Source organism: Corynebacterium sp. (assembly GCF_030538285.1).
Taxonomy (GTDB): Bacteria; Actinomycetota; Actinomycetes; order Mycobacteriales; family Mycobacteriaceae; genus Corynebacterium.
The window spans coordinates 60141-73927 of the sequence record NZ_JAUNUG010000011.1 but is presented as its reverse complement, the minus strand read 5'-3'; the positions used below and the strand labels follow the sequence as shown (position 1 = coordinate 73927).

Below are 13787 nucleotides of genomic sequence, written 5' to 3'. Positions count from 1 at the left end.
GAGCGCCACGGCGGGCTGGCCGCGATGGGCGAGCGCAACCAGGCCAAGGCCGCCGCCCTGTACGCGGCCATCGACGGCTCGGCCTTCTACGCCAACCCCGTCGCCCTGGACTCCCGCAGCTGGATGAACGTGCCGTTCACCCTGGCTGACGCCGACCTCGACGCCGACCTGGGTGTAGTTGATCCGGCGCGAGCGCAGCCAGCCAGCGGCCTCGGTGAGGAGGGTGACGAAGGTCTCCTTCTCGGCCGCCCGCATCCATGCCGGCGACCTTTGCAGGGACTCCCAGGCGGCGACCGTGAGAGCCATCGCCTCGTCGGCATCAGCCCCACGTCCGAGCGCCTCGAAGAAGGCGTGGACGAGCGAGCCCCGCACCATCGCCTCGGGGGTCTCCTCCTCGACGACGAGGCGCTGGATGACCTCCCGCAGCGGGCACGTCAGCAGCCCCTCGATGCGCGAAGGTGACAGGGCTGTGACCGCCGGGAGTGCCTCGCTTGTCGACGCCGCCGTCGTCGTCCACCACTCCTCCGGGTCGGCCCCGGGCACCCCGGCCCGCGCCAGGCGGGCGAGTTGTCGGGCGGCCTGCGCGCGCTCGCCGCCGCGGGCGGCGGGGTCACTCACCACGCGGCGCAGTTCAGCGAGTAGCCCCGGCACGGAGAGCAGGCGCACGTGGAGGGGGTCGTACTCGGCCTTTTCGTCCGCCGGGTCGGCGGCGAAACGCTGCACCTCGATGCCGTGGGCGGTGCAGAACTCCCCGAGGAAGCGGGAGGGTTCGGTGGGTTCGTCCGCGTCCGGGGCGTGCACGGCGCAAAGCAGCAGCGACGTGGTGGCGCGTGAGGTGGCGACGTGGAAGAGGCGACGTTCTTCCGCCAACCTGTCAGCCGTGTGCGAGACGGGCAGGTCGGGGTCGATCCCGGCGTCGACGAGCTCAACGAGCTCCTCCTGGCCGAAGAGCGAACCGGTGGACCCCAGCGAGGGCCACGCCCCCTCCTGGGCGCCGGCCACGACGACGTGGCTCCACTCCCCGCCGACGGTGCCGTGGGCGGTGAGCAGGGTGACGGCCTCCGGGGTGGCGCTGCGGCGGTCACGGACGCCGGTGGGCAGCTCCTGCTCGGCGATGTGGGTGAGGAAACCACGGACGGAGCCGGTGGGGCGACGCTCGGCGTAGTCGCCGGCGGCGTCGAACAGCGACATCATGGCATCCAGGTCGCGGTCGGCCTGGGAGCCGGTCGCTCCACCTCGGAGGGAGGCCGCGAGGAGATGGTCGGCGAGCCCGGTGGCTGACCACACGGCCCACAGGACCTCCTCCACACCATCCCCCAGGGCGGCGCGGCCGGACTCGAGCACGCCGCGGATGCGGCCGAGGATGGCTTGTTCACGGTCGGTGAGCAGGCCCTCGAACTCGGGCAACGGGACGTCGGGAAGCAGCAGGGAACGCAGGGTGTCCATGCCGCGGGCGGTGGGATCGAAGCGGCGCAGGCCGCGGATGAGGCGGCGCAGGGTGACGGGGTCGGCGCCGCCGACAGGCCCGAGGAGCAGCTCCTCGAGGTCGGCGGGGCTCAGTTCCTCGGTGAGTGCGCGGACGCCGAGGAGAACATTGGCCACGATCCGCTGCTCAGACAGGACGACGTCCGTGGGGTTGAGGTGGACGGGCACGCCGGCGGCCAGCAGGGCGCGGCGGACCGGGGCCAGCTGACCGGTGGAGCGGACGATGACCGCGATGTCGGAGTAGGGGACGCCGTCGAGCAGGTGGGCGCGGCGGATGCGGTCCGCGAGGAAGGCGTGCTGCACCGACGGGGAGTCGACGATGACAACCTCGCGGTCCGGCTGCCGCCGGGACTCGGGGAGGCGGATCTCGTCGTCGACGTCCAGGCCGGTGAGGAACTCCGGGGTCGCGCCACGGAAGCGGAAGATGGACTGTTCTGGGTCACCGCCGATGACCACCAGCTCCGTGCCCGGGATGAGGCGACGGATGAGCTCCGCGGAGGTGGGGTCGAGGTGCTGGGCGTCGTCGACGATGAGTGTGTGCCACTGCGAGGTGACGGGCTTTTCCAGTACCGCGCTGACCAGCTCGGAGGCGGAATAGCTGGTGTAGCTGGAGGCTGCGGACAGGGCCATCGTCTGCTCGTACTCGCGGAGGAAGTCCCCCGCGGCGGTCCAGATCGGGCGGCCGTGCCGCTGCCCGAGCGCCTCCAGATCCTCCGGGGAGAGTCCACGCTCGGCGGCACGCAGCAGGAAGTCACGCAGCTGGCGGGCGAAACCGACGAAGGTGAGCGCCGGGCGGTGCTCGGCCGGCCACCGGCCTCGCCCCTCCTCGGCGTGACCGCGCAGCAGGTCCCGGATGACAGCGTCCTGCTCCGCGCCGGTGATCAGCCGCACCGGATCCGGGGAGGCGTCGCGCAGCAGGGCGAAGGCCAGTGAGTGGATGGAGCGCACCAGCGGCGCCTCCGAGGCGAAGTCACTTCCAGCAAGACGATCGTTGAGCTCCCGGCGCAACAGCGCACCGGTTTCCTTGGAGGCGGCGACGACGAGGATGCCGGAGGGGTCATGGCCGGCGGCGATGCGTGCCAGAACGGTGTCCACCAGCAGACTGGACACACCTGAGCCGGCGGGTCCGGTCACCCGCCACACCCCGGCGAACGGGAGCTCACCCGGCCAGGAACGGGTGGGCATCTCGCGTGCCCGGGAGACCAGGCGGACGACGGGGGTGGGGGCAGGTGAGGTCATGCCCTAGTTTGTATCAGCTACCCCGGACATGAGGAGATCCTCCACCCGCCGAATGTGCGAACGCGCGTTCGAACTGGACGATGGGTGCAGGTCGTTGACGTGGCGTCGATAAGCAACGGCGCGCAACAACAACTGATCGATGTCAGGAAGATGACGGAAACGATCAATAATCCCGTCATCGACGGCACCCGCTATCAGCCCGTCAACCATGACCAACGCCGCCGTGTAACCGTGCGGGCGCAGCGTCGAAAACGGCACCAGATCCGTCACCACCGGCGCCTGCGTGCCGTGATACAACGTGCAGGCCAACAGGTCCGCGTGCCCGACCTGGAGGGAAGCGTCGATGACCCGATACTCGGGGGCATCTTCCTCCCAGGCCCGGCGATCAGCCAGGACGAAAGGATTCTCCCCCTCCGGATCCGGCGGCGGGGCCTGCCCGGCGAGCGCGTCAGCGAGCCGCAACGCCACCAGCACCGTCTCATCCACCCGGCGCGCCAGCTCCCCGTCGATCCACGTCGACGCCTTCCACCCGGCCACGACGAAACGGCCATCCGTCGACCGCACCGGCCGGGCCAGGCGCACGCCGTCGACCTGCAGATTCTGCCGCAGCTTCGCCGACCACCCGGCCGCCACCCCCAAGGCCCGGGAGTAGACGAAAGACCCGATCCGCCAGCCATGATCCCAACCATGCCCGGCCGGCTCCGGCACCCCGGGCTCCCCCTGAAAAGCGTCGACGACGTGGGCCGGAACTGTGTCCTGATACACGGCCATCTCCTACAACACCGCGGGCCGCGGGTAGGGCCACGGGTTATAGATGCAGGTCACCGGCTCATCCGGGTAGACCTCATCGGGGTTGAGCGAGTACAGCTCCGCGTTGTTGAGCGACAGCGTCTGCTGCATCATGATCGGCGCGAGCTCCCCGTCACCGCCACAGGCCTCGTGCGCAGCATAACCCAGCCCGTGACCCACCTCATGGTTGACCAGGTACTGGCGGTACGAGCCCAGATCACCGTTGAAGGGGGCTGCGCCGCGCACCCACCGAGACTCGTTGAGGATGACGCGGCTGACCCCGTTGAGACGGATGTGGCAGCTGGTCTCCATCTCCAGGTCCTGCCCGCCACAGATCTCGCGGGTCGTGCCCACGCTGGTGAGCTGGATGCGCATGTCCGGCTCCTCATCGGGGCCCACGTGCTCGAAACGGAAAGCGGTGTCGTTGGTCCAGCCCTTGGGGTTAGACAAGGTGGCGTCGATCATCGCGGCGAGTGCGTCATCGCCTCCCGATCCGGCGGTATCCACCCCATCTTCCACTTCCACGACGAAACGCACGACGGTCTCTTCGCCCTCGCCGACTGCCAAACCCGGGTTACCGACCACCCGGAACGTCCCCTCACCGCGTTCCGTATAAGGCCCACCCGGCGGCAGCTGATTGAGGGGTATCTGCTGCTCAGGCGCGTCCGCCGGGTCCGGGCCATCACGCCCTTCGCTTTCCGACGCCGGCGTCACCTCCTGCGCCAAAGACTCACCGTCACCGGGGTCAGCGGGCGCGGTGAACACGTCAACCAGCACCCAGATGGTGATGATGAGAAGAACCGGGATGGCATAGACACGCCATCCCAGTTCACGGGCGAAACGCGCGAACGCAGACGAGGACGCGGATTCGGCAGGACGGGAACGCATGAACTCAGCTAATCAGAGGTGTCAGGCGCCCGCGAAACCGACGAAACGCTGAGTGGTGGTGCCCAGCTCCACATAAGAGATCTGACGGGCGCGGACGATGTAGCGGACCCCCTTGGCGTCGGTCAGCTGCAGCGTCGCATGGTCATTGTTGAGGGCTTCGGTGACCTGATTGGCCACGTCATCCTGGTTGTCTTCCGTGCTGATGACGAGTTCACGGGGCGAATCTGCAAAACCGATCTTGATATCCATGGGCCCCATCATAGACCGGGGGCGATAGTATCTAGGTTGTGTCCGCATCTGACTCCACTCCAGGTTCCCAGTCCGCCTCCCCGACCTTCGCCGAACTGGGCGTGGCTGTGGAGATCTGCGAGGCCCTGGCCGCGCAGGGCATCACCCGCACCTTTGCCATCCAGGAGCTGACTCTGCCCCTGGCTCTCGACGGCACGGATCTCATCGGGCAGGCGCGCACCGGCATGGGCAAGACCCTCGGATTCGGTGTGCCGCTGCTGGACCGGGTCTTCGACTCCGCGGACGTGGAAGAGCTCGACGGCACCCCGCGTGCCCTGGTTGTCGTGCCCACCCGCGAGCTGGCGGTGCAGGTCGGTGAGGATCTGGAGCGCGCCGCGGCAAAGCTGCCGGTGCGGCTGACCACCATCTACGGCGGCCGCCCCTACGAGGAGCAGATCGAGGCCCTGAACAAGGGCGTCGACGTTGTCGTGGGCACCCCGGGCCGTCTCATCGACCTCTACCAGCGCGGCGACCTGCAACTGGATAAGGTGGCCATCCTCGTTCTCGATGAGGCCGATGAGATGCTCGATCTCGGCTTCCTGCCCGACATCGAGAAGATTCTCACCGCCCTGACGCACGAGCACCAGACGATGCTGTTCTCCGCGACTATGCCTGGGCCGATCATCACCCTGGCCCGCAGCTTCCTCTCCCAGCCGGTGCACATCCGCGCCGAGGATGTCGGCGCCGCGCAGACCCACTCCACCACCGAGCAGGTCGTGTTCATGGCGCACCGTATGGATAAGGCCGCCGTCACCGCCCGCGTGCTGCAGGCGACGGGTCGGGGCCGCACGATCATCTTCGCCCGCACCAAGCGCACCGCCGCCGAGGTCGCCGAGGAGCTGGCCGGACGCGGTTTCGCCGTCGGCGCCGTCCACGGCGATATGGGGCAACCGGCCCGCGAGAAGTCCTTGGGCGCCTTCCGCGAGGGCACCATCGAGATCCTCGTGGCCACCGACGTCGCCGCCCGCGGCATCGACATCGACGATGTCACCCATGTCATCAACTACCAGACCCCGGACGACCCGATGACCTATGTCCACCGCATCGGCCGCACCGGCCGCGCCGGGCATTCGGGCACCGCGGTCACCCTCGTCGGCTACGACGAACTGAACAAGTGGCAGGCCATCAACGACGAGCTCGGCCTGGATATGCCGGAGCCCCCGCAGTGGTTCTCCACCTCACCCGAGCTTTTCGACGCCCTCTCCATCCCCGAAGGCGCCCAAGAATCGGTGGGCAAGCCCCGCCGCGTCTTCGGCGGCGCGGCAGCTGCCGTCCGGGGACGCACCCCGCGGGGTGCGCGCGGCTCCCGCGGTGAGCGTGGTTCCCGGGGTGACCGGGGCCGCCGTCGATGAGCCGCCCCCTGCGTCGGACACGCGGCGATCTCATCGCGACAGCCGTGCTCGCTGCGGTGTCCGTGGCCGCAGTGGCCGGGGTGTGGGCAACCGCCCCGATTCGTTCCTCCGAGCTCACACCGGCCGCCGAGGAGTTCCAGGCCACCGCCCCGCTGGATGAGGTCCCCGCGGCCCTGCAAGAAACCTGGACCGCGCCCGCCGCCCTGTCCGCGGTACCCCGCCCGGTGAGCATCGACGGGTTGGTCATCGCCCACGATGCCCACACCGTTGCCGCCCTGGACCCCGCCTCGGGTGAGACCGTGTGGAGCTATACCCGCGACGACCGGGAACTGTGCTCGCTCGGCGCGGCCTGGGGGCGCGTGGTCACCACCTGGCGGGCCTCCCAGGGCTGCGGCGACGTGGTGAGCATCGACGCCTCCACCGGCCAGTATCACCGCACCCGCAGCGCGATCGCCCCGGATCAGGTGGTGCCGGTGGCCTCCAATGACCGTATCGGCACCCAGGGGGCCTCCCGTCTGGAATTGTGGCGCTCCGACCTGGTGCGCACCGTTGAGTACGGCGAGGTCGAAGGGGTGCAGGAACCGCACCTGCAGCCGCACCCGGAATGTGAGCTCACCAGCGCTTTGACTCGTTCCGACCTTCTCGCTGTCACCGAGGTCTGCGCTGACGGCACCTGGCTACGTCTCCAGGAGACCACGCCGGAGGATTCCCGCGAGCCGGAACTCCACGCTTCCGTGCCGCTGGGCTCCCCCGACGATCGCTTGGTCGCCATCGGGGAGTCGGCCGCGGCAGTGCTTATCGACGCCGAGGTGGTCTCCTTTTCCGCCGAGGGCACCGAGCTGCACCGTTCCTCGGTCCCAGCCTCGCGGACCGCCGACGCACCGCGCTCCGCCACTGCTGATCTGCCACACCACATGACCTGGTACGACGGCGCCCACCTCGTGCTGCTCTCCCCCACCGAGCTGGAGGTCCAGCACGTGATCGAGGGAGCGCTCGGTACGGGCGTCGCCGTCGGCGATCGTCTCCTCCTGCCGGTCGCCGAGGGCATCGCGGTCATTGACTGGGTCACCGGCGAACAGGAGAGGATCCTCCCCGTGGACCGCGGGGACTGGAACGGTGACGTGACGCTCGGCATGGCGGGAGGGGTGGTCGTCGAGAAGCGGGGCGATACGCTCCACGGACTGCAGGCCTAGAAGCCGTGGGTGGCTTCCGCCCATTCGAGGGAGCGGCGGTTGAACAGCAATACCAGCGCGATGATCGCCGACAGGCCGGTGAGCAGGCCCGCCCACCACACGCCGCCGCTGAACATGAAGTAGGCCAGGCCGAGGATGATGATCTCCAGGAAGACGATGAGGCCGCGGCCCCATTGGTGGCCGAGCATCATCCAGATGGAGGCGAAGATGGCCGCGCCGAAGATGATCCACAGGAACACTCCCGTGCCGGTGCCCACCCAGTTGATGTTGGCACTGTCGGAGACGAGATCCTCTTCCACGTGCCCCATGAAGTCACGGACGATGCCGATGGTGGCGAAGGTGAGGATGATCACCGACTGCACGATCGCGATAAGGCCGGCCCAGCGGATCTGCTGGGGCGGGCGGGGCCGCTGGGGACGCTGGGGGCGGGAGTTCACGTTCGTCACGGGTACTGAGTCTATAGTGCGTGCCCCAGGGTCAGTCCCCTGACCGGCCCAGGAGGCGGGAGATTTGACGTTTTGCGGGAGAACATGCATGAGTGCCTAGAACGATCTTCGCAGGTCACAGGAGTTGTCTACACGACCTCAAACAGTGACACAGGCCACTTCACAACCTTCGCAGCGCATCTAAAGCTGTGAGTTCGCTCACTTTTAGACGTTTACCCCTAGCGCACGTGCTGTTCACGTGTCATTATTCTCGGGTAGCAAAAACGGCCGGGCAGTTAACCGGCCCTTAACTCTGACACACCACAGAGTTAACACCACGTGAACCGAGGGAGGGCTCCGGCCCGGACCCGATCACCGTGGGGGATGCAACTTTTCTCGAGGGCCATCCAGTGGCCGTCCCTTGGTGTGCACATCTACAAGTCCGCGTTTCACCAACTGTGTAAGGAGAATAACCATGTCTGATTGGCGCCACGAAGCCGTCTGCCGCGACGAAGATCCCGAGCTGTTCTTCCCGGTCGGTAACTCCGGCCCGGCCCTGACCCAGATCGCCAAGGCCAAGATCGTCTGCAACCGTTGCCCCGTCACCTCCCAGTGCCTCAAGTGGGCCCTGGAGTCCGGCCAGGACGCCGGCGTGTGGGGCGGTATGTCCGAGGACGAGCGCCGCGCCCTCAAGCGCCGCAACTCCCGCGGCCGCCGCACCCGCGTCGCCGCCTAAGCAAGATACCTCTCAATTTTTCGCGACCGGGCCTTGAGCGCTAGAGTTGTCGGAAGTTGACAACCACCTCACCCAAGGAGAATCACATGAGCAAGCGTGGTAGCAAGCGCCGTGCCCGTCGCAAGAAGAGCGCAAACCACGGTAAGCGCCCGAACTCCTAAATCAGGACGTTAATGCGGCGAAAACCGCCCGTCGAGAAGCTTCTCGACGGGCGGTTTTCTTCATCCCTACTGAAAGCGGGTCACCCGCACCTGACGGATCTCCATGGTGATACGTTGGCGCAGTGCCGCCGGCGCGGAAGCTTCGGCCGAGCAGCACCTACGCAGCAACGCCCGAATCTCCTGCTCCGACTCCAGACGCCCATGACAGTCGGGGCATTCGGCCACGGCAGCCAGGATCTCCCGCGCACGCTCCGGGGTGGTCGACGGATCAAAAAGCGCGCACAACTGGGCCTGGATGTCTGCGCAGCGGCCGCTACAGGGTGTCGTCATTTCTTGCTCACTTCCCGGGTCGTGATGTCCATGTCGGGGTGGTCCAGGCCAATCCCCTGTTCATGTGCCACTTCCTTCAACAGCCCCCGCAGCTGCTTTCTTCCCCGGTGCAGCCGGGACATGACAGTGCCGATCGGGGTGTCCATGATCTCCGCGATCTCCTTGTACGCCAACCCCTCAATATCCGCGTAATAGACGACCATCCGGTAGTCCTCGGACAATTGGTTCATGGCCTCGCCGATCGCCCCGTCGGGCATGTTCTTCAGCGCCTCGACCTCGGCGGATTCCAGGCCCGTGGAGTCATGGGAGCTGGTGGTGTAGAGCTGCCAGTCGCTGATCTCCTCGGTGGGTGACTGCGCGGGCTGGCGCTGCTTTTTCCGGTAGGCGTTGATGTAGGTGTTCGTCATGATCCGGTACAGCCAGGCCTTGAGGTTGGTGCCGGGCTGGAACGAATCGAACGCCTTGTACGCCTTGAGGTAGGTCTCCTGCACGAGGTCCTCGGCGTCGGCCGGGTTCCGCGTCATCCGCAGGGCACCGCCATAAAGCTGGTCAAGCAGCGGCAGTGCCTCCTCCTCGAAGCGGGTCTGTGGCATCGGGGCCTTTCTTGTGGTCAGGGCTGGTTCGTTCCATCATAGTGGAGTGTCCACTCCCGCTGTCCGATTGCTTATCGACGCCACCGTCCCCCACCAACTCCACACCTTCGACCCCGGCACCTCGCATTTCGGCGATCATGCCGCCGCTGCGCTGGCGGTGGATCCGGGGCTGATCCTCAAGACACTCATCGTCGACACCGGCCGCGGGCTGGCCACATGCTGCGTACCTGTTCCAGCGACACTCTCCCTGAAGAAGGCGGCAGCAGCCTTAGGCGTGAAGTCTGTGAGTATGGCCGACCCCGGAAAGGCGCAGCGCGCCACCGGCTACGTCCCCGGCGGTATTTCCCCACTGGCCCAGAAACGATTGCTGCCGACCGTGATTGACGCCAGCGTCGAGATGCAGGAGTTGGTCTATATCTCCGGCGGGCGCCGCGGCCTTGACATCGCGCTTGACCCAGGCGATCTGGCGCGGTTGACCGGGGCTCAGTTCTCGGCGATCAGCTCCGCATAGTCATTGCGGACATTGCCCACGGCCTTATCCACCGGGCGCACCGTCAGACGCTCCAGATAATCCAGCGGGGTCGGGTGCAGCAACTCGGCAGCCTGCCCGGGGGTGCCGGTGACCCACTGCTCGATCTCCTCGGTCGCCAGCAGACGCGGCAGACGGTTGTGCAACCACTCCAGCGGACCATGAGAGTCAGTCGTGACCATCGTCGCCGACAAACGATCCAGGCCCGTCGCCCACAACGCCGCCACCCACATCACCTCGCCGAGGGAGACGAAATGCGGTTGCTTGCCACTGCCGTCGTCATGCCACTCGTAATAGCCGTCCATGGGGATCAACCCGCGCTGAGCCTTGAACGCATCACGGAAACTAGGCTTCGTGGCCACCGTCTCCCCGCGGGCGTTAAACAACGGCGGGCCCGAATCATCCTTCTTCCAGTGCGGGAGCAAACCCCACCGGGCGGGATCGACCTGGGCCGTCGCGGCGTCGAGACGCACCAGCGGAACCACCTGGGTCGGGGCCAAGTTGTAGCGGGGGCCGGGCGTGCCCTCCGGGGCATGCACCTCCATGACCCCCGGGAGGGTGCCGACAGCGCTCAGAAGTGACTCGTCGGTAGTGAACAGAACGAAACGACCACACATAATGCCTATTATGGACCCCATGACCGCCCTCTGGCCTGCGCCCACTGCTTCTGGACCGATCCGGTGGACCCAGCACGTCCCCGGATCCAAGTCGATCACCAACCGTGCCTACATTCTTGCTGCCCTCGCTGACTACCCCTCCGTCATCGACAACGCCCTGCACTCCCGCGACACCGACCTCATGGCCGGTGCCCTGCGCAGCCTCGGCGCGCACATCCGCGAGGCCGGTGGATCCATCCACGTCGAACCCCGCCCCCTCCACGGCGGACAGGTCGAATGCGGGCTGGCCGGCACCGTCATGCGCTTCGTCCCGCCGGTAGCAGCCATGGCCGACGGCGCCGTCGTCTTCGATGGTGATCCCCAGGCCCGCGTCCGCCCGATGAACACCATCCTCGATGCCCTGCGCACCCTCGGGGTCCGCGTCGAAGGCAACACCCTGCCCTTCACCATCAACGGCGGCGGCACCCCGGAAGGCGGCGTCGTGGCGATCGATGCCTCCGGCTCCTCCCAATTCGTCTCCGGTCTGCTGCTCGCCGGCCCGCGCTTCACCAAGGGCATCACCGTCCGCCACGTCGGCGGGCGCCTGCCCTCCATGCCGCACATCGAGATGACCGTGGCCATGCTGCGTCTCGCCGGAGTCAAGGTCGACGTCACCGAAAACTCCTGGACCGTGCACCCCGGCCCCATCCAGGGACGGACCTGGATCATCGAACCCGACCTGTCGAATGCCACCCCCTTCCTCGCCGCGGCGGCCGTCACCGGCGGCACCGTCAAGGTGCGCCACTGGCCGCTGGACACCACCCAGCCCGGCGACGCCATCCGTCTCATCCTGGAGACCATGGGCTGCGAGGTCGACATCATCACCGCCGAGTCCGGCCCCGGGCATGATCTGCAGGTCACCGGGCCGGAAGAGGGCGCACTGCGCGGCATCAGCCTGGACATGTCGGACATCGGCGAGCTCACCCCGACCGTCGCCGCGTTGGCCGCCCTGGCCACCACCCCCTCGGAGCTGACCGGCATCGCGCACCTGCGCGGACATGAGACCAACCGGCTGGAGGCACTGGCGGCGGAGATTAACAAGCTCGGCGGCAACTGCGAGGAACTCCACGACGGCCTGCGCATCACCCCCGCCCCACTGCACGGCGGTGTGTGGCACTCCTACGCGGACCACCGCATGGCCACCGCGGGCGCCATCATCGGCCTGCGCGTCGAAGGCATCGAGGTCGAAGACGTGCAGACCACCGCCAAGACCCTCCCCGGCTTCGAGACGATGTGGGAGGACATGGTCGCGCGTGGGTAGACAGTGGGATGAGTCCGACGTCCGCGTCCGACCCTCGCGCCGCGGCACCCGCCCGCGCACCAAGGATCGGCCCGCCCACGACGACGCCGAATTCGGCATGGTCGTCACCAAGGATCGTGGCCGCTGGGGCGTGGTCCTCGACGGGCAGGAGGACGCGATAGTCACGATGCGCGCCCGCGAGATGGGCCGCACCCCCGTCGAGGTCGGTGACCGCGTCGGCGTCGTCGGCGACACCTCCGGAAAAGAGGGCACGCTGGCGCGCATCGTGAAACTGGAGGAGAGGGTGTCCGTCCTGCGGCGCACCGCCGACGACACTGACCCGTACGAGCGCATCGTCGTCGCCAACGCCGATCAGCTGCTCATCGTCACCGCCGTCGCCGATCCCCCGCCGCGTTCCGGCTTCGTCGAACGCGCACTCATCGCCGCCTTCGTCGGCAACGTCCACCCGGTGCTGTGCCTGACCAAGTCCGACCTCGCCGACCCCACGCCTTTCGCCGCCGAGTTCGCCGACCTCGACGTCACGGTCGTCATCGCGGGTGTCGACGACCCCCTCGACCCCGTCACCGACCTCGTCACCGGGAAAGTCACCGCCCTGGTCGGCCATTCCGGCGTGGGCAAATCCACCCTGGTCAACCGGCTGGTTCCCGACGCCTACCGCGAGACCGGTGAGGTCTCCGGTGTGGGCAAAGGCCGCCACACCTCCACCCAGTCCGTGGCCCTGCGGCTGCCCGGCGAGGGCGGCGGCTGGATCATCGATACCCCGGGCATCCGCTCCTTCGGGCTGGCCCACGTCGACGACGCGACCGTCATCGGGGTCTTCGATGATCTGGCGGCCGCCGTGGAGGACTGCCCCCGCGGCTGCACCCACTTAGGTCCCCCGGCCGACCCGGAGTGCGCGCTCGATGACTTCGAGCCCGACACCGCCTCGGCGCGGCGCCGGGACGCGGTGCGCAAGCTCCTGGAGGCACTACGCTCCAAGGAGGAGTGGGAGCTGTAGTCGGCGGGCGCGTTCTCACGTACCCCTTTGTGTCCGGCCCTATTCTGCGACCTGGGGTTTTAACTGTGGCCCGCACACAAAGGGGTACGGCGCAACGCAGGTCTCTAGCTTGGCCGACCCAGCCGCCGCCGGAACCATGGAAGAACGCCATTACTTCTTGCCTAACTGCACCAGGTTCCGTAACCTTTCACTTACAAGTGAAAGTCCGCCACGGCCATGGAAAGGAGTCACCGTGTCCCAGACACTTCAGCGCCCGATTACTGTCACCCCCCAAGCCGCACGGGAAGCCAAGAGGGCTGCCGAACAAGGCGGCGCCCTCCAGCTCTTCACCGAGTCCGCAGACCTTTACGAACTGGAGAAGCTTCTCAAGCAAGTTATTGCCGCTACGGCGGCTGGCGCAACCGTCACCGTCGGTACGCTGCCTGCCGAACTCTCTACAACGGAAGCAGCAAGACAGTTGGGAATCTCTCGCCCCACCCTCATGAAAATGATTCGGAACAACCAGATCGAGGCACACAAAGTCGGCACCCACCACAGGCTGCTCACTTCCCATGTTCTGCAGGCTAAAGAAGAGCGCCGGAACAAGGCGCGCGCCGCCTTCGACGCCGGGAGAGAAGACGAAGACGAGCTGGTTCTGGAACCATAGCTCGGCCATTGTCGGATAACCTAAGCAAGTGGGAAATCGAGCACTATTCGATGCGAACATCTGGTTCTCAAGAACGTTGACCGACTGGGTGTGCCTTCTTCACCTCGAAGACTCACACCCAGTCTTCGAGATTCTCTGGACGAACGATATCTTCAGCGAGGCCAGCTACCACCTGCGAAACCTCAATCCCGATCACTCAGCCGACGCCATCCACTCACG

At 67.1% G+C, this 13787-nt stretch carries 15 protein-coding genes; 7 read left to right on the top strand and 8 right to left on the bottom strand.

The window, feature by feature from the left end; all coding sequences use genetic code 11:
* From Q4G50_RS05635 to Q4G50_RS05620, 4 genes are all read right to left on the bottom strand, one after another.
* Positions 1–2724: ATP-dependent DNA helicase (locus Q4G50_RS05635; RefSeq protein WP_303376672.1), on the bottom strand; the 2724-nt coding region annotated here is incomplete at its 3' end.
* A gap of 3 nt (positions 2725–2727) precedes the next feature.
* Positions 2728–3489 carry a TIGR02569 family protein gene (locus Q4G50_RS05630; protein ID WP_303376671.1) on the bottom strand — a complete coding sequence of 254 codons (762 nt, stop codon included), beginning with the start codon at positions 3487–3489 and terminating at the stop codon, positions 2728–2730.
* 9 nt (positions 3490–3498) lie between these two features.
* Complete coding sequence (locus Q4G50_RS05625; protein ID WP_303376670.1) at positions 3499–4401, bottom strand: DUF3152 domain-containing protein; 903 nt, start codon at positions 4399–4401, stop codon at positions 3499–3501.
* 21 nt (positions 4402–4422) lie between these two features.
* Positions 4423–4650 carry a DUF3107 domain-containing protein gene (locus tag Q4G50_RS05620; protein WP_303376669.1) on the bottom strand — a complete coding sequence of 76 codons (228 nt, stop codon included), beginning with the start codon at positions 4648–4650 and terminating at the stop codon, positions 4423–4425.
* Positions 4651–4688: 38 nt separating this feature from the next.
* Between Q4G50_RS05620 and Q4G50_RS05615 the strand changes: the two genes are divergently transcribed.
* The gene (locus Q4G50_RS05615; protein ID WP_303376668.1) at positions 4689–6041 is read left to right on the top strand and encodes a DEAD/DEAH box helicase; all 1353 of its coding nucleotides are present in this window, start codon (positions 4689–4691) and stop codon (positions 6039–6041) included.
* The gene (locus Q4G50_RS05610) at positions 6038–7234 is read left to right on the top strand and encodes a hypothetical protein (RefSeq protein ID WP_303376667.1); all 1197 of its coding nucleotides are present in this window, start codon (positions 6038–6040) and stop codon (positions 7232–7234) included. The genes Q4G50_RS05615 and Q4G50_RS05610 overlap by 4 nt, the downstream gene beginning before the upstream one ends.
* Here Q4G50_RS05610 and Q4G50_RS05605 read toward each other — a convergent pair.
* Entirely contained in the window at positions 7231–7680 is a 450-nt protein-coding gene (locus Q4G50_RS05605; protein ID WP_303376666.1) for a hypothetical protein, read from the bottom strand. The genes Q4G50_RS05610 and Q4G50_RS05605 overlap by 4 nt on opposite strands.
* 454 nt (positions 7681–8134) lie before the next feature.
* Between Q4G50_RS05605 and Q4G50_RS05600 the strand changes: the two genes are divergently transcribed.
* On the top strand, positions 8135–8395 hold the full coding sequence (locus Q4G50_RS05600; RefSeq protein ID WP_303359228.1) for a WhiB family transcriptional regulator: 261 nt from the start codon (positions 8135–8137) through the stop codon (positions 8393–8395).
* Between the two features lie 227 nt (positions 8396–8622).
* On the opposite strand, the gene Q4G50_RS05595 is transcribed toward Q4G50_RS05600, so the two are convergent.
* Both Q4G50_RS05595 and Q4G50_RS05590 read right to left on the bottom strand, forming a co-directional pair.
* Positions 8623–8886: an anti-sigma factor gene (locus Q4G50_RS05595; protein WP_303376665.1), complete on the bottom strand. Its 264-nt coding sequence runs from the start codon at positions 8884–8886 to the stop codon at positions 8623–8625.
* A complete protein-coding gene (locus tag Q4G50_RS05590) occupies positions 8883–9479 on the bottom strand; it encodes a sigma-70 family RNA polymerase sigma factor (protein WP_303376664.1) in 597 nt (198 codons plus the stop codon). Before Q4G50_RS05590 ends, Q4G50_RS05595 begins: the two co-directional genes overlap by 4 nt.
* A 46-nt stretch (positions 9480–9525) precedes the next feature.
* Between Q4G50_RS05590 and Q4G50_RS05585 the strand changes: the two genes are divergently transcribed.
* Positions 9526–9990, top strand: a complete 465-nt coding sequence (locus tag Q4G50_RS05585) for an aminoacyl-tRNA deacylase (RefSeq protein WP_303376663.1) — start codon at positions 9526–9528, stop codon at positions 9988–9990.
* On the opposite strand, the gene Q4G50_RS05580 is transcribed toward Q4G50_RS05585, so the two are convergent.
* Positions 9963–10625 carry an SOS response-associated peptidase gene (locus tag Q4G50_RS05580; protein ID WP_303376662.1) on the bottom strand — a complete coding sequence of 221 codons (663 nt, stop codon included), beginning with the start codon at positions 10623–10625 and terminating at the stop codon, positions 9963–9965. The two genes, Q4G50_RS05585 and Q4G50_RS05580, sit on opposite strands and share 28 nt — an antisense overlap.
* A gap of 10 nt (positions 10626–10635) precedes the next feature.
* On the opposite strand from Q4G50_RS05580, the gene aroA reads away from it, so the two are divergent.
* From aroA to Q4G50_RS05565, 3 genes are all read left to right on the top strand, one after another.
* Positions 10636–11925 (top strand): 3-phosphoshikimate 1-carboxyvinyltransferase, encoded by a 1290-nt coding sequence (gene aroA / locus Q4G50_RS05575; protein ID WP_303376661.1) that lies wholly within the window; start codon positions 10636–10638, stop codon positions 11923–11925.
* Positions 11918–12922 (top strand): ribosome small subunit-dependent GTPase A, encoded by a 1005-nt coding sequence (rsgA, locus tag Q4G50_RS05570; protein WP_303376660.1) that lies wholly within the window; start codon positions 11918–11920, stop codon positions 12920–12922. Before aroA ends, rsgA begins: the two co-directional genes overlap by 8 nt.
* Positions 12923–13154: 232 nt before the next feature.
* Positions 13155–13568 carry a helix-turn-helix domain-containing protein gene (locus Q4G50_RS05565; protein WP_303376659.1) on the top strand — a complete coding sequence of 138 codons (414 nt, stop codon included), beginning with the start codon at positions 13155–13157 and terminating at the stop codon, positions 13566–13568.
* The last annotated feature ends 219 nt before the right edge of the window (positions 13569–13787 follow it).

Coding starts and splice junctions, on each gene's coding strand:
- Q4G50_RS05595 (WP_303376665.1), bottom strand. CDS start 8,886: ATGACGACACCCTGTAGCGGCCGCTGCGCAGACATCCAGGCCCAGTTG.
- Q4G50_RS05610 (WP_303376667.1), top strand. CDS start 6,038: ATGAGCCGCCCCCTGCGTCGGACACGCGGCGATCTCATCGCGACAGCC.
- Q4G50_RS05620 (WP_303376669.1), bottom strand. CDS start 4,650: ATGGATATCAAGATCGGTTTTGCAGATTCGCCCCGTGAACTCGTCATC.
- aroA (WP_303376661.1), top strand. CDS start 10,636: ATGGACCCCATGACCGCCCTCTGGCCTGCGCCCACTGCTTCTGGACCG.
- Q4G50_RS05625 (WP_303376670.1), bottom strand. CDS start 4,401: ATGCGTTCCCGTCCTGCCGAATCCGCGTCCTCGTCTGCGTTCGCGCGT.
- Q4G50_RS05600 (WP_303359228.1), top strand. CDS start 8,135: ATGTCTGATTGGCGCCACGAAGCCGTCTGCCGCGACGAAGATCCCGAG.
- Q4G50_RS05580 (WP_303376662.1), bottom strand. CDS start 10,625: ATGTGTGGTCGTTTCGTTCTGTTCACTACCGACGAGTCACTTCTGAGC.
- Q4G50_RS05590 (WP_303376664.1), bottom strand. CDS start 9,479: ATGCCACAGACCCGCTTCGAGGAGGAGGCACTGCCGCTGCTTGACCAG.